Annotated in this window: 21 protein-coding genes and 2 riboswitches; of the genes, 8 read left to right on the forward strand and 13 right to left on the reverse strand. The window is 70.4% G+C overall.

Features of this window, described 5'->3' with window-relative positions:
* Window positions 1–73: 73 nt before the first annotated feature.
* The 7 genes from ABTW65_RS28320 to gcvT form a co-directional block, all read right to left on the reverse strand.
* Window positions 74–721 (reverse strand): hypothetical protein, encoded by a 648-nt coding sequence (locus tag ABTW65_RS28320; RefSeq protein ID WP_350666419.1) that lies wholly within the window; start codon window positions 719–721, stop codon window positions 74–76.
* Window positions 718–2,325, reverse strand: a complete 1,608-nt coding sequence (locus tag ABTW65_RS28325; protein WP_350666420.1) for a phytoene desaturase family protein — start codon at window positions 2,323–2,325, stop codon at window positions 718–720. The genes ABTW65_RS28320 and ABTW65_RS28325 overlap by 4 nt, the downstream gene beginning before the upstream one ends.
* Window positions 2,322–2,738 carry an SRPBCC family protein gene (locus tag ABTW65_RS28330; protein ID WP_350666421.1) on the reverse strand — a complete coding sequence of 139 codons (417 nt, stop codon included), beginning with the start codon at window positions 2,736–2,738 and terminating at the stop codon, window positions 2,322–2,324. The genes ABTW65_RS28325 and ABTW65_RS28330 overlap by 4 nt, the downstream gene beginning before the upstream one ends.
* 10 nt (window positions 2,739–2,748) lie before the next feature.
* Complete coding sequence (locus ABTW65_RS28335) at window positions 2,749–3,723, reverse strand: SDR family NAD(P)-dependent oxidoreductase (protein ID WP_350666423.1); 975 nt, start codon at window positions 3,721–3,723, stop codon at window positions 2,749–2,751.
* A 69-nt stretch (window positions 3,724–3,792) separates the two neighbouring features.
* Window positions 3,793–5,199 (reverse strand): L-serine ammonia-lyase, encoded by a 1,407-nt coding sequence (locus tag ABTW65_RS28340; RefSeq protein ID WP_350666466.1) that lies wholly within the window; start codon window positions 5,197–5,199, stop codon window positions 3,793–3,795.
* Between the two features lie 48 nt (window positions 5,200–5,247).
* Entirely contained in the window at window positions 5,248–5,619 is a 372-nt protein-coding gene (gene gcvH, locus ABTW65_RS28345) for a glycine cleavage system protein GcvH (protein WP_350666425.1), read from the reverse strand.
* Window positions 5,620–5,627: 8 nt separating this feature from the next.
* Complete coding sequence (gcvT, locus tag ABTW65_RS28350; RefSeq protein WP_350666427.1) at window positions 5,628–6,731, reverse strand: glycine cleavage system aminomethyltransferase GcvT; 1,104 nt, start codon at window positions 6,729–6,731, stop codon at window positions 5,628–5,630.
* Window positions 6,732–6,788: 57 nt separating this feature from the next.
* Window positions 6,789–6,889, reverse strand: a riboswitch (glycine riboswitch).
* Between the two features lies 1 nt (window position 6,890).
* Window positions 6,891–6,986, reverse strand: a riboswitch (glycine riboswitch).
* Between the two features lie 79 nt (window positions 6,987–7,065).
* Here gcvT and ABTW65_RS28355 point away from each other — a divergent pair.
* Window positions 7,066–8,094: a CobW family GTP-binding protein gene (locus ABTW65_RS28355; protein ID WP_350666428.1), complete on the forward strand. Its 1,029-nt coding sequence runs from the start codon at window positions 7,066–7,068 to the stop codon at window positions 8,092–8,094.
* A 9-nt stretch (window positions 8,095–8,103) separates the two neighbouring features.
* Here ABTW65_RS28355 and ABTW65_RS28360 read toward each other — a convergent pair whose 3' ends face one another.
* Entirely contained in the window at window positions 8,104–8,784 is a 681-nt protein-coding gene (locus ABTW65_RS28360) for a Crp/Fnr family transcriptional regulator (protein ID WP_350666430.1), read from the reverse strand.
* A 162-nt stretch (window positions 8,785–8,946) separates the two neighbouring features.
* Between ABTW65_RS28360 and ABTW65_RS28365 the strand changes: the two genes are divergently transcribed.
* Complete coding sequence (locus ABTW65_RS28365; RefSeq protein ID WP_350666432.1) at window positions 8,947–9,945, forward strand: LLM class flavin-dependent oxidoreductase; 999 nt, start codon at window positions 8,947–8,949, stop codon at window positions 9,943–9,945.
* Here the strand turns inward: ABTW65_RS28365 and ABTW65_RS28370 are convergent.
* On the reverse strand, window positions 9,908–10,714 hold the full coding sequence (locus tag ABTW65_RS28370) for an IclR family transcriptional regulator (RefSeq protein WP_350666434.1): 807 nt from the start codon (window positions 10,712–10,714) through the stop codon (window positions 9,908–9,910). The two genes, ABTW65_RS28365 and ABTW65_RS28370, sit on opposite strands and share 38 nt — an antisense overlap.
* A gap of 128 nt (window positions 10,715–10,842) precedes the next feature.
* Between ABTW65_RS28370 and ABTW65_RS28375 the strand changes: the two genes are divergently transcribed.
* The 5 genes from ABTW65_RS28375 to ABTW65_RS28395 all read left to right on the forward strand — a co-directional run bounded on the left by ABTW65_RS28375 (window position 10,843) and on the right by ABTW65_RS28395 (window position 15,358).
* The gene (locus ABTW65_RS28375; protein ID WP_350666436.1) at window positions 10,843–11,607 is read left to right on the forward strand and encodes a CoA transferase subunit A; all 765 of its coding nucleotides are present in this window, start codon (window positions 10,843–10,845) and stop codon (window positions 11,605–11,607) included.
* 1 nt (window position 11,608) lies between these two features.
* Window positions 11,609–12,238 (forward strand): 3-oxoacid CoA-transferase subunit B, encoded by a 630-nt coding sequence (locus ABTW65_RS28380; protein WP_350666438.1) that lies wholly within the window; start codon window positions 11,609–11,611, stop codon window positions 12,236–12,238.
* Window positions 12,239–12,364: 126 nt separating this feature from the next.
* Window positions 12,365–12,886, forward strand: coding sequence for a cell division protein FtsQ (locus ABTW65_RS28385; protein WP_350666467.1), 522 nt, complete (start codon window positions 12,365–12,367; stop codon window positions 12,884–12,886).
* A gap of 61 nt (window positions 12,887–12,947) precedes the next feature.
* Window positions 12,948–13,658, forward strand: a complete 711-nt coding sequence (locus ABTW65_RS28390; RefSeq protein ID WP_350666440.1) for a YcnI family copper-binding membrane protein — start codon at window positions 12,948–12,950, stop codon at window positions 13,656–13,658.
* Window positions 13,655–15,358 carry a copper resistance CopC/CopD family protein gene (locus tag ABTW65_RS28395; protein WP_350666442.1) on the forward strand — a complete coding sequence of 568 codons (1,704 nt, stop codon included), beginning with the start codon at window positions 13,655–13,657 and terminating at the stop codon, window positions 15,356–15,358. The genes ABTW65_RS28390 and ABTW65_RS28395 overlap by 4 nt, the downstream gene beginning before the upstream one ends.
* Before the next feature lie 3 nt (window positions 15,359–15,361).
* Here the strand turns inward: ABTW65_RS28395 and ABTW65_RS28400 are convergent, their stop codons facing one another.
* Together ABTW65_RS28400 and ABTW65_RS28405 are read right to left on the reverse strand one after the other, a co-directional pair.
* Entirely contained in the window at window positions 15,362–16,216 is an 855-nt protein-coding gene (locus tag ABTW65_RS28400; protein ID WP_350666444.1) for a DUF8832 domain-containing protein, read from the reverse strand.
* A 24-nt stretch (window positions 16,217–16,240) separates the two neighbouring features.
* Window positions 16,241–17,623, reverse strand: coding sequence for an FAD-binding oxidoreductase (locus ABTW65_RS28405; RefSeq protein WP_350666446.1), 1,383 nt, complete (start codon window positions 17,621–17,623; stop codon window positions 16,241–16,243).
* A 188-nt stretch (window positions 17,624–17,811) separates the two neighbouring features.
* Between ABTW65_RS28405 and ABTW65_RS28410 the strand changes: the two genes are divergently transcribed.
* The gene (locus ABTW65_RS28410; RefSeq protein WP_350666448.1) at window positions 17,812–18,747 is read left to right on the forward strand and encodes a TerC family protein; all 936 of its coding nucleotides are present in this window, start codon (window positions 17,812–17,814) and stop codon (window positions 18,745–18,747) included.
* 157 nt (window positions 18,748–18,904) lie between these two features.
* Here the strand turns inward: ABTW65_RS28410 and ABTW65_RS28415 are convergent, their stop codons facing one another.
* Together ABTW65_RS28415 and ABTW65_RS28420 are read right to left on the reverse strand one after the other, a co-directional pair.
* On the reverse strand, window positions 18,905–21,289 hold the full coding sequence (locus ABTW65_RS28415; RefSeq protein ID WP_350666450.1) for an ABC transporter permease: 2,385 nt from the start codon (window positions 21,287–21,289) through the stop codon (window positions 18,905–18,907).
* Window positions 21,289–21,999 (reverse strand): ABC transporter ATP-binding protein, encoded by a 711-nt coding sequence (locus ABTW65_RS28420; RefSeq protein ID WP_350666452.1) that lies wholly within the window; start codon window positions 21,997–21,999, stop codon window positions 21,289–21,291. Before ABTW65_RS28420 ends, ABTW65_RS28415 begins: the two co-directional genes overlap by 1 nt.
* Window positions 22,000–22,024 lie beyond the last annotated feature (25 nt).

Here is a 22,024-nt window from a genome sequence, read left to right on the forward strand (position 1 = left end):
CGGCCTGAACCTCTACCTTCGCGCGGCCCCGGTCTCGCGCATGGTGATCCTGTGACTGGTGCTCACCTCGGGTCTACCGAGCTCGCGACTGCCGCGCCGTCTCATAGGCGGGCGCTCGTAGGCGGCGGTGCGATTCGTAGATCTCGAGCCCGGGTGGTGTCGAGCGGGTCGGGTCGAAGGAGAGCAGCAGGTCGGGGTCCGACTCGATGGTCAGGTCGAGCGTCGCGAACCGCGTCCAGTCCGTCCCCGGCCGCGCCCACACCAGCTGCCACGTGGCCCCGCCGACGAACTGCGCTCCGAGCCAGACCGGCCCGGTGGGCGTGCGGTACGGGAGCAGGGTGCTGAAGAACCCGTCGGGCAGACGGGTCCTGGGAGCCAGCAAGAACCGGGTCCATCGACCGTGACCGGTGGTGGCGAGCAGGAGGTCACCGTGTTCGCCGCGGATGGTGGGAACGCGCAGGGCGAGCCCGTTGACATCTGGGACTGGCTCGGGCAGGCCCACGGCGCGGGAGAGTCGTACCACCACCTCGTCCGATCCGCCTTCGTCGAGGAACGCTGCGCCCGTGGTGGCTCCCGGGTGCCGTTGCAGCAAGGCCAGGTGCACCTTGCCGTGCGGGTGCAGGGGCTTGTCGGCGGATCGCAACTGGGCGAGCACGCCGACAGCGGTCTGCAGCACGCGGCCGCCCGCTCGCGCCATCGAGCCTGTGACGGCGGGACTCACGCGGTTGGCCTTCCTAGACGGCGATCGCCCCATCGAAGGCGATCGTGCAGGATGGCGGCACGGGCCGCGTTGCTGCCGGCTGCGCCGTGCACGCCTCCTCCGGGGTGGGCGGAGGCGGACCCGAGGAACAGTCCGGGGATGCCGGTCTCTGCCCGCCCCATGCCGGGCACCGGTCGAAAGACCAGCTGTTGGTGGAGCTGAGAGGTGCCGCCGCCGATCGACCCGCCGATGAGGTTGGCGTCGAGAGCTTCGAACTCATGGGGCCCGAGTACGCGTCGTGCGGCGATGGTGCTGCCGAAGCCGGGCGCCAGGCGCTCGATGCGCGCCTGCATGCGGTCGGCGAAACGTTCGCACTCCTCCTCGTCCCATCGCCCGCGCAGCCCGTCAGGTCCCGCATCACGCAGCACCGTCTGCGGCACGTGCGTGTAGGCCCACACCGACTCCGTCCCCGGCGGCGAGCGGCTCGGATCGGTGGTGGTCATCTGACCTGCCAGGAGGAACGGAGCATCCGGGATGACGCCGGCAGACACCTGAGACAAGGACTCGGTCATCTGCTCGACCGAGTCGGCGACGTGGAAGGTGCCGGGCGCGTACGCGGGTTCGGTGAGCCATGGAATGGGCTCGTTCAGGGCCCAGTCGACCTTGACCGTGCCCGGGTCCAGCTGGAAGTTCGCCATGCCGGCTGCGACGCGTCGCGGCACGTCTGCGGGATCGAGCAGCCGGCCGTACAGATGGGGCGCCGCGACGTCGGCGATCACGGCCCGGCCCAACTTGATCCGGTGGCCATCCCGGGTGCGAACCTCGGTGACGCGACCGTCCTCGACAGCGAGGCGGGTGACCTCGGCGCCGCAGCGTACGTCACCACCAAGCCCACGGAAGCGGCGCTCCAGCGCTGCGGCGAGCATGCCGGCACCCCCCTCTGGGACGGGGAAGCCAACGGTCTGGCCCAGCATGGCGAGCAGAAGCCCCATCGTGCCGGAGCCCGGCGAGTCCAACGGGATGTCGGCATGTCCAGCGTTGCCGGCCAGAAGCAGACGCGCACCTTCGCCCCCGAAGCGGTTGCGTGCGAGGTCTCCGGCTGGGGTGAGCAGCGTACGCACCGCCGCCAGGCCCCCTGCACGACGTAGGGCGTTGAGCAGGTGGACCCCCGGCCGCAAGGGCGGGAACGGGGTCAGAAGGGCATGTACGAGGGGTTCACCGATGTGGTCCCAGAGACCGCACAGCTCCAACCACGCCTGGCCGTCGCCGGCGTGCTGGGCGTCGAGCAGCTCTGCGGTGACGTGTCGGTCGCGGTGCAGCAGCGCCCAGCTGCCGTCTTGCATGGGGTGACCCAGGACCGCAGGAGCATGCGTCCACCGCAGTCCGTACTCGTCCAAGCCGAGCCCGCGGATCGTCGGGGAGGCGGCCGCGAGCGGATAGAACGCGCTGAAGGTGTCGTGGATGAAGCCTGGGTGGACGTCCTCGGAGCTGCGTACCGCTCCACCTGTGGTGGGTTGGGCCTCGAGCACCAACACCGACCAGCCCTTGTCGGCGAGCAGGTTGGCCGCGACCATGCCGTTGGGTCCGGAACCAACGACGACCGCGTCGTATGAGGCGTCACTCATGGGCGGTGTTCGACGATGTAGGCCAAGCGCCGGAGAGCCTCCACGTTTCGCCAGCGGAGAAGCGGATCCTGCACCAGCCGTGGGACCAGAGCGCCCGGGCCGTCGACGGCCTGTTCGCGAATCCCGATCTCGGTGCCCTCTCCTGCTTCCTCCACAGTGATCTCGACGTGCGCAGCACCTACGGGCCAGCCGCGCGCACGGAGCAACAGCCTGCTCCCGGGTTCGCACTCGAGCACCTCGGTGCTGTCGTCGAGCAGCAGCGGCCAGACGCCGACGGAGTGATGCAACTGAGTGCCGACCTTCGGCCAGTCCTTGTCGGCATCGCGCAGTCGAGACGCGCCGACCACCCAGAGCGGGTACAGCCAACCGTCTGAGAGGACATCCCACACGTGCTCGGGTGATGCGTGGACCAATCTGCGGTTTCTACTCATCGAGATGTCCTCGTCGACTCGGGGTCACTGGACCTGGCGGTACCCCCTGCCCCTGGCGCGTTATGCGGACGGCCAGGTTGCGCACGAGCCCCAGGACGGCGTTCTCGCGGCCGCCGCGCATGACGTTCTCGTCTTTCGTGGCGGTCAGGACGTTGCCCGGATGTGGGTCCACTGGACGGGTGAGGTCGGTGATCAGGAAGCCGAGGATCGGCGCGACCACCCGGTCGTGGAGGAGGGGCACCAGGTGTCCCAGACGTATCACCTCGGCGGCCATGCTCAGCTGCGGCCGACCGCGGCCCCGGTCGACCCGGCGCAGGATCTGCCGGGCTGCTCGTTGGGGGCTCGAGACCGGAGGCGGGGGCCGACCCTCATGACCGATGACATTCGCGGCATGCTGATAGATGGGGGTGTCCACGCCCGCCGGCGCGACGTACACGATCGCGACGTCAGGTCGGTCGCGGTTCTCCAGGCGCAGCTGATGAGCCAACGCGCGAACACCCCACTTGCTGATGACGTAGGGACTCATCGAAGGCGCCGTGATGTGGCCGAGCGCTGAACCGACCAGCACCAGCGTTCCGCTGCCCTGACTGCGAAACACAGGCACCACATGACGTGCCACATTGACCGAGCCGAGGAGGTTGGTACGCAGCACACCGTCGAAGATCTCCGATGGCAGGGACTCCGTGCGACCCATCGCAACCACCCCAGCGCAGTTGATGACCGTGTCGAGTCGCCCATGTCGGTCGAGCACCGCCCCGATACAGTCCCGCACCGCTTCGTCGTCTCCCACATCGAGCGGCAGCACCATGGTCGATGCGGCCCCCAGCCGCACACACTCACGAGCAGCGGCGTCCAGCGACTCACGACCCCGGGCGACCAGGACGACGTGGTCTCCGCGTGTGGCGGCGAGGCGCGCTACAGCCAGACCGATCCCGCTGGATGCTCCGGTGACGAGGGTGATCGACATGCTCGGAAGCGGTACCCGTGAACGACGACTTCATGCGACGGCGCTCTGCGTCGACGCAGCCCTCCCGGCTCAGCACTCGATGACGTTGACCGCGAGGCCGCCGCGGGAGGTCTCCTTGTACTTGACCTTCATGTCGGCCCCGGTCTCGCGCATGGTCTTCAGCGCCTTGTCCAGGCTGACCTTGTGGGAGCCGTCGCCGTTGAGGGCGAGGCGGGCGGCGTTGATGGCCTTCACGCTGGCGATGGCGTTGCGTTCGATGCACGGGATCTGCACCAGCCCGCCGACCGGGTCGCAGGTGAGGCCGAGGTTGTGCTCGATGCCGACCTCGGCGGCGTTCTCGACCTGCTCTGGGGTGCCGCCGAGCACCTCGCAGAGCGCACCGGCTGCCATCGCGCAGGCCGAGCCGACCTCGCCCTGGCAGCCGACCTCGGCGCCGGAGATCGAGGCGTTCGTCTTGCACAGGATCCCGATGGCGGCCGCGGTGAGCAGGAAGCGGACGATGCCGTCCTCGATCGCTGCCTCGTCGAGCCCGGCGGCCGGGGCCACGAAACGTACCCAGTAGTGCAGGACGGCGGGCACGATGCCGGCCGCGCCGTTGGTGGGAGCGGTGACGACCCGGCCGCCCGAAGCGTTCTCCTCGTTGACCGCCAGGGCGAACAGGTTGACCCAGTCCATGACCCGGAAGGGGTCCTGGGCGCCGGCTCCGGACGCCAAGTCACGGTAGAGCAGCGGCGCCCGGCGCGGAACCCGCGGACCCCCAGGAAGTACGCCGTCACTGACCGGATCACGGTCGCAGCCGGCCTGCACGCAGTCGGCCATCACCCGCCAGATCTCCAGGAGACCGGCGCGGACCTCGTCGTGCGTACGCCAGGTCAGCTCGTTGGCGCGCATGAGGTCGGAGACCCGGAACCCCTCGCGCTCGCAGGTGCTGAGCAACTCGGCACCGGTGGTGAAGGGGAACCGGACGCTCGGGTGATCGGGCACGATCCGGGCGGCGCCGGACGCGTGCTCGTCGACCACGAAGCCGCCGCCGACGGAGTAGTAGGTCCGCTCTCGGCTCACCTGTCCTGAGGCGTCGTAGGCGGTGAAGATCATGCCGTTGGGGTGGCCCGGCAGGCTCTTGCGTCGATGCATCACCAGGTCGGTGTCGCCGTCGAAGCGGATCGACGTGTGGCCGCCCAGCGACAGCTCCCTGCGCTCGCGGATGGCCGCCACCCGCCTGGACGAGGCTCGGGTGTCGACGGTCGCCGGCTCCTCCCCCTCGAGGCCGAGCAGCACCGCACCCTCCGAGCCGTGCCCGTGCCCGGTCGCGCCGAGCGACCCGAACAGCTCCGCCTTCACCCGCGTGACCGCGTCCAGCTGCCCGTCCTCGACAAGGCCGTCGACGAAGATCTTCGCCGCCCGCATCGGTCCCACGGTGTGGGAGGAGGAGGGACCGATCCCGATCGAGTACAGGTCGAAGGTGCTCAAAGTCATCGCCACGACCGGGGCGGGTGCGCCGCTGAGATCAGCGGTCACGACGGTTCACTCCTCGATCAGAGCGTCGTACGCCGCGGCGTCGAGAAGGTCGGGAGCGCCAGAAACACGCATCTCGAAGAGCCAGCCGGCGCCGAACGGGTCGCTGTTGATCAGCGCGGGGTCCTCGACGACGGCCGAGTTGATCTCGAGGATCTCGCCGTCGGCGGGCGCGAAGAGGTCGCTGACGGACTTCGTCGACTCCAGCTCGCCGCAGCTCTCTCCCCCGGTGATCTTGGTGCCCACCTCGGGCAGCTCGACGAAGACGATGTCGCCCAGCGCCTCGGTGGCGAAGGCGGTGACGCCGACGCGCGCGACGTCGCCGCGGGTCTCGATCCACTCGTGCTCGGCGGTGTACGACAGGTTGGTCGGGTTGCTCATGGCTGTGCTCATTTCTTGGAGTAGAACGGAAGGTCGACGATCTCGGCGTCCTCGCGGCTGCCGCGTACGTCGACCTGGACCTTGGTGCCGGCGGATGCGAGGTCAGGCCTGACGTACGCCATCGCGATGGGACGGCCGAGGGTCGGCGACGGGGAGCCGCTGGTCACGACGCCGATCTCGTCGCCAGTGGCCGGGTCCACGACCGCGTAGCCGGCCCGCGGGGATCGGCGCCCGGCGGACACCAGGCCGACGAGCACGCTGCGCGGGCCCTCGTCGCGGCGTACGGCCAGGGCGGCATCGCCGACGAAGCCGTCGGGCTTGTCGAAGGAGACGACCCGGCCGAGTCCGGCCTCGAAGGGCGTCGTCTCGCGGTTCAGCTCGTGACCGTAGAGCGGCATGCCGGCCTCGAGGCGAAGGGTGTCGCGGCAGGCGAGCCCGGCGGGCTGCAGGCCGTGCGGCGTACCTGCCTCGGTGATGGCCTCCCAGACAGCGGCGGCCGACGAGGGTGCGCAGTAGATCTCGAAGCCGTCCTCGCCGGTGTAGCCGGTGCGGGCGAGTAGGACGTCGATCCCGGCGACCGTGCCGGCGTCGATGGCGTAGTACTTCAGGGACGGGACGTCCAGATCGGTCAGGGCTGCGACGATCGCCGCCGAGGCGGGACCCTGGACCGCGATCAGCGCCCACTCCGTGGAGGCGTCGCGGACCACGGCGTCGTACCCGTCGGCCCGCTCGACCAGAGCGGGCGCGACCACGTGGACGTTGCTCGCGTTGGCGACGACCAGGTAGCGCTCCTGCTCAAGCCGGTAGACGACGAGGTCGTCGATGATGCCGCCGTCCTCGGCGCAGACCATCGAGTAGCGGGCGCGGCCGATGCCGATCTTCGACGGCCGACCGACCAGGGCGCGGTCGAGGGCGCGTCCCGCCTCGGGGCCGGTCACCTCGATCTCGCCCATGTGGGACAGGTCGAAGAGGCCTGCGGTGGTGCGTACCGCATTGTGCTCGGCGGTCTCCGAGCCGTAGCGGACCGGCATGTTCCAGCCGGCGAAGTCGGTGAACGAGGCACCGAGCGCCTGGTGGATCTCGTGCAGAGGGGTAGGGACGGGTGAGGTCATGTGCGGGAGGCTCCCTGCTGATGGGTGCCGTCAATCGCGGCACCCGTGGACGGGTGACCTCCCCGCTCTGTCATCGCTACCTGAGAGCTTCACCGCCCGGAAGGGGCGATTTGCACCGTGGGTGCAGGATCCAGCGGATCCTGTCTTTCCAGAGGTCGCCTCACCACAGCGGTCATTGGGCCTGAGAGATTCTGGGGAGGTTTGCTCCTTCGGCGCCTCGCCCCGGATGGGCGAGGACTCTCCCGCTGCGGTTCAAGTGGCGGATGTGAAGTTGTGCGGCAAACCTAGGTCTGCCCACCTCGGCCGTCAAGATCTGACGACCTACGATGGCCCGATGCCGTCCACCAGCACCCGGGTCCCCGTGGTCATCCTCACCGGCCATCTCGGGTCGGGCAAGACCACGCTGCTCAACCATCTGCTGCGCCAGCCCGGCGCGCGGGTGGGCGTGGTCGTCAACGACTTCGGCGACATCAACGTCGACGCCGGCCTAGTGACAGGCCAGGTCGACGAGCCGGCCTCGATCGCCGACGGCTGCCTGTGCTGCCTGCCCGACGCCGGTGGCCTCGACGACGCCCTGGAGAAGCTGACCCACCCGCGGTTCGCGCTCGACGTCGTCATCGTCGAGGCCAGCGGGATCGCCGAGCCCGGCACGCTGGCCCGGCTGGTCCGGTTCAGCGGCGTCGAGCGGGTACGCCGCGGTGGGCTCATCGAGGTCGTCGACGCCTCGGCGTACTTCGACACCCTCGACGACGGGCGTGGCCCGGCGCCGGTGCGCTTCGCGGCCGCGTCCCTGGTCGTGGTCAACAAGACGGACCTGGTGCCGGCTCATGAGCGGGACGAGGTCCTGGCCCGGATCGAGCAGCGCGTGCGAGAGCACAACCCCGAGGTCCATGTGGCGTACGCGGTGGGTGGCCGCATCGACCCGCGGCTGGTCTACGACGCCGCGGTGCCCGAGGACCCGCCCGACGAGCTGCCGATCGCCGCGCTGCTGCGCGAGGCGGCCGCTTCGCACGAGGCCCATCAGCACGCCCGAGCGGTCACCGTGACCACCCCGGGCACCATCGAGCCGGCTCGACTGGTCGACCTGCTCGAGGAGCCGCCGGCGACGGCGTACCGGGTCAAGGGGACCATCGCCGTCGCGACCGGCCAGGGACCGCGCAGCTACCACGTGAACCTGGTCGGACGCAGCGCTCACGTGGCGGCGACGCGTAGGCCCGAGCCGACGAGCGAGCTCGTGGCCATCGGCCTGGAGCTCGAGACCGACCCGGTCCGGGAGCGCCTCGCGGAGGCCCTGGCCCCGGCCGAACGGCCGAGCACCGAGGGCCTTCGCCGGCTCCGCCAGCTGGTGCGGGTCAGCCTCTGACCAGCGGAATCAGCCCGCGCGGCGGACGATCCGTTCCATGTCGGTGATGATCACCGAACGCGACTCCAGCCGGACCCAGCCCTTGGCCGCGAAGTCGGCGAGCGCCTTGTTGACCGTCTCCCGAGCCGCGCCCACGAGCTGCGCGAGCTCCTCCTGGGTCAGGTCGTGGCGTACGTGGACGCCCTCCTCGGTCTCCTGGCCGAACCTCTCGGCGAGGTCGAGCAGAGCCTTCGCCACCCGGCGGGGAGCGTCGGCGAAGACCAGGTCGCCGATCACGTCGTTGGCCCGGCGCAGGCGACCCGACAGCAGGGCGAGCAGCCCACGGGTGACGCCCGGCCGCCCGTCGAGCAGGCGCAGCAGGTCGTCGTGGGACAGCGAGGCGAGCTCCACCTCGTCGGTGACGGCCGTGACCGTCGAGGAGCGCCGGCCGGGGTCGAAGAGCGACAGCTCACCGAACACCTGACCCGGCCCCAGGATCGCCAGCAGGCTGTCCTGACCGCCGGCCGAGGCACGGCTCAGCTTCACCTTGCCGGCCACGACGGCGTAGAGCCGGTCGGCGGCGTCGTCCTCGTGGAACAACACCTCGCCCCGCCTGAGGCGGGCCTGACCCATCATCGCGAGCATCGCCGTCATCGACTCGTCGTCCAGCTCGCTGAAAAGCGGTGCGTGCCGAAGCACGTCTTGATCCATTACCCAGCCGCTCCTGTCATCCTTTTACCGAAGACATCAGCCTAGCCAGATCCGGGGCTTCGACAGCGGATGTGTGTCCCGCATCGCACCGTTGTCGAGTGCGTTCTTCGCCACACCGGACACTGCGGGAAGCCTCGAGGCCTCTGCGTCGTTGAACCTCTCGTGAAGCTCTCCATGCTGGACCGGTCCCGCACGCGGGTGGGGTACGCCGAGGGCGCTGCGCTGACCCACACGATCGATCGCGCGGTCTCCGCCGAGCGGCTCGGCTACCACCGGTTCTGGGTCGCCGAGCACCACGCGGTACCCGGGATCGCCTCGGGGTCGCCGCCGGTGCTGATCGGTGCGCTCGGCGCACACACCTCCACGATTCGGCTCGGGTCGGGCGGGGTGATGCTGCCGCACCACCAGCCGCTGGTCGTAGCCGAGCAGTTCCTCATGCTCGACGCGCTCTATCCCGGCCGGATCGACCTCGGTCTGGGACGTACGTTGGGCTTCACCGCACCCGTACGCCGCGCCCTGCGGCAGGATCTCGACGACCCGGACACGTTCGCCGAGGACATCGAGGAGCTCCGTGGTTATCTCGACCGCACCGCGGCGGTCACGGCCCGGCCAGCGGCGGCTCACCAGATCCCGATGTTCGTGCTCGCGACAGGGAAGGGCGTCGCGCTCGCTTCTCGGCTCGGGCTGCCGGTCGTCGTGGGTGGTCCGGTGCTCGACAGCCCTCGGCTGGACGAGCTGCTGGGGGCGTACCGGAACGACTTCCGGCCCTCCTCTCGAGCAGCCGAGCCTTCGGTGATGATCTCCGTCGACGTCTTGGTCGCCGACACCGACGCCGAGGCCGCCGAGCTCGCCCTGCCGGAGGCCTGGGCGATGGCCAGGTCACGGCAGACCGGCGAGTTCGGCCCGCTCGAGCCGGTCGCGGCGATCCGCGACCAAGCATGGTCGAACCAGCTGCGCGAACGCGTCGAGGCGCACCTGGCGCGTACGACCGCGGGATCCGCCGAGACCGTCCGGCGTCGTCTCGACCAGCTCGCCGAGGCCACCGGAGCCGACGAGCTCCTCGCCTTCACCTCCACCTACGACCGCGACGCCCAGCTCGCCTCCGACGCCGCGCTCGCCCGGATCATGACCGGGCGCCCGCAGCTGTCGACCCGGAGCTAGTCGTCAGAGTGTGGGCAGCCTCCAGGAGGAGACGGCCGAGCTCGTGCTGGCGCGGGGGTCCGAGGCGGGCCTCGATGCCGGTGATGCTCAGCGCTCCGTATGGCTGGCCGTGGGCGTCGAAGACGGCGGCGCCGAGGCCCCAGCTGCCGACCACGATGAGGCCCGGGTTGACCGCGAAACCGAGCTCGCGGGTCGCGGCGACGCGCTCGCGCAGGGCCTCGGCGGAGTGCTGCGCGCCGTAGGCGCCGACGAGGTCGGTACGGGCCAGGTAGGCCTCGCGCCGCGACTCCGGCAGGAAGGCGAGGATCGCCAGGCCGGCCGAGGCGACGCCGAGCGGAAACCGGATCCCCTCGTGGAGCACGTGGGAGCGGATCGGGAAGCTGCCGTCCTCGCGCAGTACGCAGACCGTCTCGTCGCCGCGCCGGATCGAGAAGAAGGCGCTCTCCCCCGTCTCCCGGGCGATGCGCAGCACGGCCGCCCGGGCCGCCGGGGTGATGTCGTGGCGGGTGGTCGCGGCGGCGCCGAGCAGGAAGCACTCCGGGCCCAGGTGCCAGGTGCCGGTGTCGTTGTCGCGCTCGACCAGCCCCTCTTCCTGGAGGGCACTGAGCAGGCGGTGGGCGGTCGGGCGCGGGATGGCAGCGGTCGTCGCCAGATGGGTGGTCGTTGCACCCTCCGGCTCGCGCGCGGCGAGCAACCGCAGCAGGTGCGCACTGCGGCGGATCACGCTGGGCTGAATGCTGGGCTGTTGCGCTCCAGGACCGGGTTCCATGGGACGTACGATAGGCGACGTCCACTCAGTGAACGCATCTGCGGCAGCAGGGTCGGTCAACGAAAGATCGAGCGTGAACTCGCGCTCATCTATTGACCGAACCGCCGGCCCACCCTTGACTGATCATCATGGACAAGGTCATCTCCTCAGCTGCCGAGGCGGTCGCGGACATCCCGAACGGAGCGACCCTCACGGTCGGCGGTTTCGGGCTGTGCGGCATCCCTTCGGTGCTCATCAATGCTCTGCTCGAGGCCGGCGTCACCGACCTCGAGGTGGTCTCCAACAACGCCGGCGTCGACGACTGGGGTCTGGGCCTGCTGCTCGGCGCCGGACGCCTGCGGCGGGTCGTCGCCTCGTACGTCGGTGAGAACAAGGAGTTCGCGCGGCAGTACCTCTCCGGCGATCTCGAGGTCGAGCTGACCCCGCAGGGCACGCTGGCCGAGCGGATGCGCGCCGGCGGCTCCGGCATCGCCGCGTTCTACACCCGCACCGGCGTCGGCACGCAGGTGGCGCAGGGCGGGCTGCCGTGGAAGTACGACGACGCCGGCAATGTCATCAAGACCTCGCCCGAGAAGCCGGTGATGACCTTCGAGACGCCTGACGGCGAGAAGGAGTTCGTCCTGGAGGAGGCCATCGTCGCCGACTTCGGCATCATCCGCGCGTGGAAGGGTGACCGCCACGGCAACCTCGTCTTCAAGGACTCCGCCCGCAACTTCAACCCGCTGGCCGCGATGGCCGGGCAGATCACGATCGCGGAGGTCGAGGAGCTCGTCGAGCCCGGCGACCTCGCGCCGAACGACATCCACCTCCCCGGGGTCTACGTCCACCGCGTGGTTCCACTGACCCCCGAACAGGCCGCCGACAAGCGCATCGAGAAGAGGACGGTCCGCTGACATGGCATGGACACGTGAAGAGATGGCCGCCCGCGCCGCCGCGGAGCTGTCCGACGGCGACTACGTCAACCTCGGCATCGGGCTGCCGACACTGGTGCCCAACTACGTCCCCGACGACGTCGAGCTGGTGCTGCAGAGCGAGAACGGCATCCTGGGCACCGGCGCCTACCCCACCGAGGACGCCGTCGACCCGGACCTGATCAACGCCGGCAAGGAGACGGTCACCGTACGCAAGGGCGCGAGCTTCTTCGACTCCGCCATGAGCTTCGGCATGATCCGCTCCGGCAAGATCGACGCCGCCATCCTCGGCGCCATGCAGGTCTCCTCGTCGGGCGACCTGGCGAACTGGATGATCCCCGGCAAGATGGTCAAGGGCATGGGCGGCGCGATGGACCTCGTCCACGGCGCCAAGAAGGTCGTCGTACTGATGGAGCACGTCGCCCGCGACGGCTCCTACAAGATCGTGAACGAGTGCTCGCTGCCCTACACCGGCCTCGGCGTCGTGCAGCGCATCATCACCGACCTCTGCGTCCTCGACATCACCCCCGAGGGCCTGCGCCTCGTCGAGCTCGCCCCGGGGGTCACGCTCGGTGAGGTCGAAGAGAAGACCGAGCCGCCCATCCTCCGCTGATCGCCGAGACGTCAGCTGCGTCGGCCGAGATGTCACGGGTGTGACCTCTCGGCCGACGTGCGTGACGCCTCGGCCGACGGGGGTGACTTCTCGGCCGACGTACGGGCCTTCTCGGCATCTGCGACAATGTGCGGCGTGGATTTGAGGGTGGTGCGGCCTACGCGTGGGAGCGTGTGGCTGGCGTTGCTCGCGGCCATCGAGATCACCACCGGGTCCAGCTTGGCCCACCTGGCCGGCGGCGGGGAGCTGCCGGACGCGTTGTGGCTGGTCGCGACCGGGTTCGCCGCCTTCGGCGCCGGGGTCGTGGTGCTGCAACGACGGGTCGGGATCGTCCTCGGCGCGGTGCTCGCCGGAGCGGCGCAGCTGGGGATGCACGAGGCCTTCGAGGCGTACGCAGCACCGGCTGCCCATATGCACAACGCAGGCTCGGGCGACACCTCGATGCTGGTCGCGCACACCGCGGCCGCGGTGCTCACCGTCGTCGTGTGGCTGCTGCACCGCCGGGCCTGGCAGGTCATCTCCCGGGCGCTCACGACGCCCTGGAACCCGATCCCGTTCCGCCTGCCGGTCCAGGCGCAGCCGGTCGTGCCGCGCAACGGACTGTGGACGTACGTCGCTGCCGGCCGGGGTCCGCCGGTCCTCGCCTGAGGACCCGACCCCGACTACTGGGCATCGCCCATCAGCAGACACTCCACAGAAAGCAACAACCATGTCTCGACGTACCCTCACGCGCCTCGGCGCGCCCGCTGCCGCTGCCGCGGTCGTCACCTTCCTCGTCGCCGCTCCGGCCTCCGCGCACGTCACGGTCACCCCGACCGAGACGGCGGCCGGCGCCTACACCGTGCTGACCTTCAGCAACGGCCACGGCTGCGAAGGCTCGCCGACCAAGCAGGTCACGATCCAGGTCCCCGAGGGGATCAACGACGTGACGCCCACGCGGCAGCCGTTCTACGACGTCAAGGTCGTCTCCGAGAAGCTCGACGAGCCGATCGAGGACGCCCACGGCAACAAGCTCACCGAGCGCGACGCCAGGGTCGTCTACACCGCGAAGACGCCGCTGCCCGACGGTCAGCGGGACGCCTTCGAGGTCTCCCTGCAGCTGCCCGAGGAGGAGGGCACGCTCGCCTTCCCGGTCATCCAGACCTGCGTGAAGGGCGAGACCGCCTGGGTCGAGGAGGCTCCCGAGGGCGCCACCGAGGAGCCGGAGAACCCGGCTCCGTCCTTCGAGGTCACCGCCGCCGAGTCCGAGGACGGTCACGGCCACGGTGCTGAGGAGTCCGTCGAGAAGGCCGAGCCGGTCGCCGCGGATATCGAGGACGGCGACAGCAGCAACCTATGGGGTCCTGTCGGTGCCGGCGCCGGCATCCTCGGCCTGATCGCGGGCGCGACCGCCCTCGCGCTGGGGCGTCGTAAGGCGTGATTGCTCCCCTGACGCGCCAGCCCGGCCTCGACTACCGGGGCCCGGGCCGGCGCGCCCTGGGGCGGTTGCTGGTGGTGCTTGCTGCCGCTGCGTACGCCGTCCTGCTCAGCATCTCCCCCGCCCAGGCGCACGCGACGCTGATCGGCACCGACCCCGAGGAGGGGGCGGTGCTGGAGGTGGCGCCGGAGACGATCACCTTCACCTTCGACGAGGCGGTGTCGCTGCCTCCGGCGGGCGTGACGGTCTACGACGCGAAGGGCAAGGAGGTCACCTCCGAGGCGACCGCGAGCGGCACCGAGATGCAGGTCGCGCTCGCGGACGCGAGCAGCCTCGGCGACGGCACCTACGTCGTCGCCTGGCGAGCGGTCTCGGCCGACGGACACCCGATCTCGGGCTCGCTGACCTTCGCGGTCGGCGCCCCGAGCCTCAGCGTCGCCCCGCCTCCGTCCACCGAGCCGTCCAGGGCGACGGCGGTGATCCACGGGGCGCTCCAGTTCCTCCAGTACGCAGCACTGCTGCTGGTCGTGGGCCTGGTCTGGTTCCGCGCCGTGATCGTTGGTGAGCACCGCATCCCGGACCGCGCCACGGCGCGGGTGCAGCGGGTCGAGGTCCTCGCCGGCATGGTCGCCGTGTTCGCGCTGGTGCTCCTGGCCCCGGCCAGCGGCGCGCTGCAGAGCGAGAGCGGACCCGGGGCGATCCTGACCTTCGACGCCTGGTCGCCGGCCTCGGTCGGCAAGGAGTGGCTCAGCGCGCTGGTGGGGATCATCGGCATCGCGGCCGCGCTCGCGCTGCGCGAGCGCCCGCGTCTGGCCGCGGCTGCGGCACTGATTGCGATCTGCTCCCCGGCCCTGGTGGGCCACTCTCGAGCGGTCGTACCCGCCTGGCTGGTCACCGCCACCGACGTCATCCACCTCGTCGCCGGCGCGCTCTGGCTCGGCGGCCTGGTCGGTCTCGCGCTGACCCTGCCGCTGATCACCCGGCGCGGCACGGTGGCCGCCGAGATCGTCACCCGGTTCTCGACCCTCGCCGCCGCCTCCCTGGCCGCCCTGGCGGTCTCGGGCGTGCTGATGGGCTGGCGGATCCTCGGCTCCTGGGACAACCTGCTCAACAGCACGTACGGCACCCTGCTGATGACCAAGATCGCGCTGGTCGTCGCGGTGGCGGTGATGGCGGCCGGCAATCGGCTGCTGGTCCTCCCCCGCGTACGTCAGGCGGCCGGCCACGACGACACCGTCGAGGCCGGCTCGATGCTGCGCCGGGCCGTGCTGATGGAGGCGGGCGTGCTCGTCGTCGTCCTCGGCGTCACCGGCTTCCTGGTCGACCAGCCGCCGCAGGCAGGGGCCGGCTCGACCGGAACGGGCTCGGCCACGGTCGCGCAGACCAACACCCAGGCCGCGGAACTGGGCGACGACCACCGGGTCTACGCGACGCTGACGCCGGCGGGTCCGGGGCCGAACGTGCTCAGGCTGCAGATCCAGGACGCGGCCGGCGAGCCCGTCGAGGCGGCGGCGGTCCCGACCGCCAAGCTGAGGTCCGGCGATGTCGACCTGGGCAGTCTGACCCTGAAGACGGTCGGCGCCGGCACCTGGGAGGCAGACGTCGTACTCCCCAAGGGCGGTGTCTGGGAGGCGACCGTCGGGCTGCGCTTGGGCGAGTTCGAGAGCCCGCTGGGGCTCGTGAAATTCCCCGTCAGACAGTGACGCTCAGACGGTGACCGGGAGCCGGAGCGTGTGGATCATCCCGTCGACACGCACCTGCACGAAGAAGACGTAGTCACCCGCCTTCGGCGGCTTCACGTGGATGCCGAGGCGGGTGCCGTCCTCACCGTTCTCGGGGCCGCCGAGCGGGTGCAGGTGGATCACCTCGCCCGTCTCGCGGCTGAACGCGGTCACGTGCGCGTAGACCCCGAGGTAGGTGCCGAGGTTGACCGGCTTGCCGGCCAGGTCGGAGATCAGGACGCCGATCTCCTGGTCGATCCCCGGCTTCGGGGTCTCCTCCAGGGCAGCGATCACGGTGCCGTCGTCGGAGCCCGGTACGTCGACCTCGGAAGCCCCCGCGACCTTCGCCGTCGCGCCGAGCATCGCCTGCTCCCCCTTGCCGTCGGGCGTCCGGGCGGCGAACTCGACGACCACCCGGTAGTTGCCGCCCGCGGGCAGCGTCAGGTCGCCGGACCATTCCCCGGGCTCGCCCTGGGTCGGGTGCAGGTGACGGAAGACCTCCAGGTCGTCGCGTACGACGTAGAGGTGGAGGTCCTTGGTCTGCTCCTCGATGTAGTCGGTCACGGGACTGTTCCCTTGATCGCCGGCGTCCTTGGTGATCGTGAAGCTCACCTTCCCCGGGGTGCCGGCCTCGGCGGGCAGGCTGACGTCGCCGAGCGTGTAGCCGCCCGCGGTCGCGGAGGTGCCGTCGGCGCCCTTGATGGCGGTCACGACCGTCGCCACGTTGGTCGATCCGCCGGGGTTCGAGGTGGGGTCGGCCGCCTCCGGTTCACCGCCGCAGGCGATCAGGGTGATCGCGAGGCCGAGGGTCAGGACGACAGCAGCAATTCCGACACGCACGGGCCAAGGGTGCCATGTCGTCGGTCAGAACCCGACACCCGGATTGAGAATCCCCAGCGGGTCCAGGGCCGCCTTGATCCGATGCTGCAGGTCGATGGAGTCGGCGCCGATCTCGGGCTCGAGCCACTTGCGCTTGAGCCGGCCGACACCGTGCTCGCCGGTGGTGGTGCCACCGAGCTCGATGGCGAGCGCGAAGATCTCGTCACCGGCGAGGGTCTCCGCCGGCGGCATCACGCCCGGAACGTCGTCCGGCGACGGGTCCCAGCCGATGACCGGGTGGAGGTTGCCGTCGCCGGCGTGGGCGAGCGTGTAGGTGCGTACGCCGTGCCGTTCCGAGATCTCGGAGATCCGGTCGACCGCCTCGGCGAGCCGGGACCGGGGCACGCAGATGTCCTCGATGAACCAGGAACCCTCCGCCTCGATCGCGGGCAGGATCTGGCGACGGGTCTCCACCAGCCGGTCGGAGGACTCCTCATCGACGCCCTGCTCGATCCAGGTCGCCTCCTTGCCGAGGATGGCCGCGATGGCCTCGATCTCCGTTTCCGCCGCGGGTCCGTCGGTCTGGGCGATCACCAGCGCGTCGCCGCGGGCGGCGTAGGTGGTGCCCGCGAACCGGTCGACCGCCTCGAGGCACTGCCGGTCGATGAATTCCAGCATGGACGGCAGCCGCCGGGCGGCGGCGATCTCGGCGCAGGCCCGAGCGGCCGCCGCGACCGAGGCGTACGCAGCCGACGCCGTCAACGTGGAGACCGGGCGCGGCTTGAGCCGCAGGGTCGCGCCGACGACGATTCCCAGGGTGCCCTCGGAACCGACGAAGAGGGCGGTGAGATCGAGCCCGGCGACGCCCTTCATGGTGCGGCGGCCGGTGTGGATCAGGGTGCCGTCGGCAAGGACGACATCGAGGCCGAGGACCGCCTCCCGGGTGACTCCGTACTTCACGCACCGCAGCCCGCCGGCGTTGGTCGCTACGTTGCCGCCGATCGAGCAGATCGCCGCCGAGGCCGGATCGGGTGCGTACCGCAGCCCCACCTCGGCCGCCGCCGCGTCCAGCCGCGCGTTGAGCACGCCGGGCTCGACGACCGCGATCTCGTCGACCGGGTCGAGCTCGAGGATCCGGTCCATCGCGGAGAGGTCGACGACGAGATGGCCCGTACCGGCCACCGCTCCCCCGGCCAGCCCGGTGCCCGCACCCCGCGGGACCACCGGCACCCGGTGCGCCGAGGCGACGCGCATCGCCGCTTGGACGTCCGCGATGCTGTGGGCCCGTACCACCGCCAGCGGCAGGCCGGCGGCAACCGATCCGGACCGGTCGGTCGAGGCCGCCAGCAGCGAGAGCTCGTCGGTCAGCACCTCGGAGACGCCGGCGGCGAGGTCATCGACCAGGGAAAGCTGTGACTCCGTCGTCATCCTGACATTCTCTCGTGAGACAGCCGATTGCGAACCCCTTCGACGATACCGATACGCTTTACCTCGAGGGGAGTACCTCACCAAGCTCATTCCGGTCAGTACGTCGGTGCCGACACCGTCCCGGAATGACACCCCGATCCGGGGTGAGGGAGACCTCAGACGTTCATCGACACGCCTGAGGAACCTGCATGCTCGATACCATTGCCACGCCCACCCTGTGGGCCGTGACCATCGCCGCCGTCGTGGTGCTGATCGCCCTCGACTTCGTCCTGACCCGCAAGCCCCACGACGTCTCCATGAAGGAGGCGGTGGGCTGGTCTGCCTTCTACATCGCGCTTCCGCTCGCCTTCGGTGTCTGGGTCTGGAACGCCCACGGCAGCCAGACCGGCTTCGAGTACTACACCGGCTACATCGTCGAGAAGTCGCTCAGCGTCGACAACCTGTTCGTCTTCATGCTGCTGCTCGCGGCCTTCGCGGTGCCACGGCACCTGCAGCAGAAGGTCCTGCTCTTCGGCATCGTCGGCGCGCTCGTGCTGCGCGGCATCTTCATCGCGCTCGGCGCCGCGGCGCTCTCCCAGTGGGACATCGTCTTCCTGATCTTCGGCGTGATCCTGCTGGTCACCGCCGCGAAGATCTTCACCGAGGCGCTCCAGGGCCACGACCAGAAGGTCGATCCCGAGGAGATGCTGGCCGTACGTATCGGCCGCAAGATCGGCCTGAAGCCGATGGCCATCGTGGTGCTCGCCATCTTCGCCACCGACATCGTCTTCGCCGTCGACTCGGTGCCGGCGGTCTACGGCATCACCGGCGACCCCTACCTCGTCTTCGCCACCAACGCGTTCGCGCTGCTCGGCCTGCGGGCCCTCTACTTCGTGCTCGAGGGTGCCCTGTCCAAGCTGGTCCACCTCTCCTACGGTCTGGCCGCGATCCTCGCCTTCATCGGCGTCAAGCTCGGCCTGCACTGGGCCCACGGCCTCTGGGACAGCGTCCCGGTCGTCCCGACCTGGCTCTCCCTGGTGATCATCGTCGGCATCCTCGCCGTCACCGTCACCACCAGCCTGATCGCCTCCGCGCGTACGCAGGCCCGTGAGGAGAACGAGGCCTTGGAGGAGACGAACGCGTAAGCGACCGTGTTGGTCTCGACACGCTCGGCCGCGGGCGGCCTCGCGGCTCGACCAGCGGAGGGACCGGCGGCTCGACCGACGGGTTGCCCCGTCGGTCGAGCCGGACTCGTGAGGAACGAACGAGTCCGTGTCGAGACCAACACATTCCTACCCGCGGTCAGTCCAGCGCGAGTCCCTCCGCCGGGCTGACCTTGGTCGCCCGCTTGGACGGCGCCACGCAGGAGACCAGGCCGGCCAGGCCTGCGGCCGCGACCACCGCCACCAGCTGCAGCACCGGCAGCTGGAAGGTGGCGTCGGGCATGATGTCGCCGACCAGGATCTCGCTGCCGCCCCAGGCGAAGAAGACGCCCAGCGCGGTGCCGACGAGAGCCGCCACGGCCGAGAGCAGCACCGCCTCGGCGGCCAGCGTCCGCCGCAGCTGACGCCGGGTCAGACCCAGCGCCCGCAGCAGCGCGTGCTCACGACCGCGCTCGAGCACCGAGAGGCCCAGCGTGTTGGCGATGCCGGCCAGCGCGATCAGCACCGAGATCGCCAGCAGCCCGATCACCGCCCAGGTGAACACGTCCAGCTGAAGCTCGACCCAGGCGCGCTGGCTCTTGCCGTTGGTGAGCTCGGCGTCCGGAGCGATCGCCCCCAGTGCACCGGCCAGGTCCTCCGGGTCGGCGCCGGCATCGGCACGGACCCAGACGGCGTACGTCTGCGGGTCACCGGTCAGCTTCTCCAGCGTGGCCGCGGAGATCTGCGGGGCTCCGTCGATCTCGCGTACGTCCAGGGTCACCGTCACGCTCCGGTCACCGACGAGCAGCGCGACCTTCTCCCCCGAAGCCTCGAACTCGTCCTCCACGAAGGCCGCGGCGGCCGCCGGGGAGATCACCATGGTGCCGGGCTTCACGGTGAGGTCCATGAGCGCGACGTCGCCTGCCGGGGGCGCCACGACCGGCAGTGACACCGGCTTGCCGTCGGTCTTCACCGACGCCATGGCTCCCGGCACGGCGACCGCGTCCGCGACCCCCGGGACCGACTTCGCGTCCCCGACGACCGAGTCCTCCAGCGGCTTCGACTCGGACTGGAGCGCGATGTCGATCGGGTGCTGCTTCGCCATCTCGTCCAGGGTGGCGCCGCGGATGGTCGCCATCCCAGTGAGCACGCCGGTGGTGAGGGTGACGCCGACGAGCAGCGACGCCGCGGTGGCGGCGGTGCGCTTCGGGTTGCGTCCGGCGTTGGCCGCAGCGAGCTTCGCCGGAGAGCCGGCGACGACGGCCAGCGCCGACCCGGCCAGGCGCACCAGGCCCGGCACGAGCGCGGGACCGAGGAGCATCACGCCGATGAAGGTGACCCCACAGCCGAACAGCACGATCAGCATCCCGGTCTGCGCGTCGTCCCAGCCCACCGCCACGAAGATCGTCGCGATTCCGGCGAGTGCCACGACCAGGCCGAGGCCGATCCGGAACAGCCCGGCGCCGCGTACGTCGAAGCCCTCCTGCGGCCGCAGCGCGGCCAGCGGGCTCAGCCGCATCAGCCGGCGGGTCGGCAGCCACGAGGCGACCAGCGTGGTGAGCACCCCGAGGACGAACGCGCCCACGAGCCACGGCCACTCGAAGGAGACGTCACCCAGCGGCGCGGTCTCGGCGAACTGGCGCACCAGCGCGACGATCCCCCAGCCGAGCAGGACACCGACCACCAGGCCGAGCAACGAGGCCAGGAGCCCGAGGGCGAGCGCCTCGCGGCGTACCGATCTCAGGACCTGACGCTTCGTCGCGCCCATCGCGCGCAGCAGCGCGAAGTCGCGCATCCGCTGGGCGAACAGGATCGAGAAGGTGTTGGTGATGACCAGCACGGAGACGAACAGCGCGATGAAGGCGAAGATCAGGATCATGTACGCCACGATGTTGACCTCCTTGTTGAGCTGGGTCTGCAGCTCGACGAGGTAGTCGTCGGTGTTCAGCCAGTTGTCGGCCTCGGCACCGGTCCCTGCGGTCATGACGGCTTGGACGTACTGGTTCTCCCAGCCCTGCATCTCGGGCCAGGTGACGTAGATCGGCGAGGACCACATCGACGGGGCATCCACCAGACCGACGACGGTCGTCTCGATCGCGGTCTTGCCGCTGCCGACCTTCAGCGTGTCGCCGATCGCGACCTTGTTGGTCTTGGCGGCGTTGGCGTCGACCACGGCCTCACCGGCGCGGGTCGGGAACCGGCCCTCCTCCAGGTCCTGCCACTGCCAGCGCTTCTCGGTGGAGACCGCGCCGACCGTGATGTCCTGGCCGAGCATGGTCTCGTCGGTGCGGACCGGCTGCATCGAGAGGGCCAGCGCCCAGCCGCCCTTCTCGACGTACTTGTCGGTGATCTCGTCGGACGGGAGGTCGACCGCGCCGACGGCGTTGCGGAACGGCGCGTCGATGCCGGCGAAGAGACCCGACTTCGTCGCCGACGTGAGTGCGTTGACCACCACGATCAGCGCGACCGCGGCGACGACCGCGACGACAGCCGCGGCGTACCGGCGGGCGTATGTCCGCAGAGATGCGAACAGCACCGTCCGCATCAGCGCGTCACCCCTTCGATGTGTCCGTCCTTGACCATGACGATCTCGTCGGCGTACGCCGCGGCGGAGGCCTCGTGGGTCACCATGACCACGGTCTGACCGAGCTCGCGGACGCTGCGACGGAGGTGGTCGAGCACCTCGGCCGAGGTCTCGGAGTCGAGGTTTCCGGTGGGCTCGTCGGCGAAGAGGATCGCGGGCTGGGTGACCAGCGCACGGGCGATGGCCACGCGCTGCTGCTGGCCCCCGGAGAGCTCGGAGGGCTTGTGGCCCAGGCGCTGGCCGATGCCGAGGGTGTCGGCGATCATCTGCGCCCGCGAGCGGGTCTCGTCGGTCACCCGCCTGCCGGCCAGCTCCAGCGGCAGCTGGATGTTCTGCCCGGCGGTGAGCATCGGCAGCAGGTTGAACGCCTGGAAGACGAAGCCGATGTTCTCCCGCCGGAAGATGGTCAGCTGGTCGTCGTTGAGGTTCTGGAGCGGCTGGCCGGCGACCGTCACCTCACCGCTGGTGGGTCGGTCGAGGCCGGCCAGGCAGTGCATCAGCGTCGACTTGCCCGAGCCGCTCGGGCCCATGATCGCGGTGAAGGCGCCGCTGCGGATCTCCAGGTCGACCCCGCGCAGGGCGTGCACCTCGGTCGCACCCTTGCCGTAGGTCTTGGTCAGGCCCACCGCTCGGGCGGCGGCCGTCATCGTGGGAACAGAGGTCTGTGTCATGCCACCGAGCCTCTCGTCGCGAGGC

It is taken from the genome of Nocardioides sp. NPDC127503 (genome assembly GCF_040302165.1).
GTDB lineage: Bacteria > Actinomycetota > Actinomycetes > Propionibacteriales > Nocardioidaceae > Nocardioides.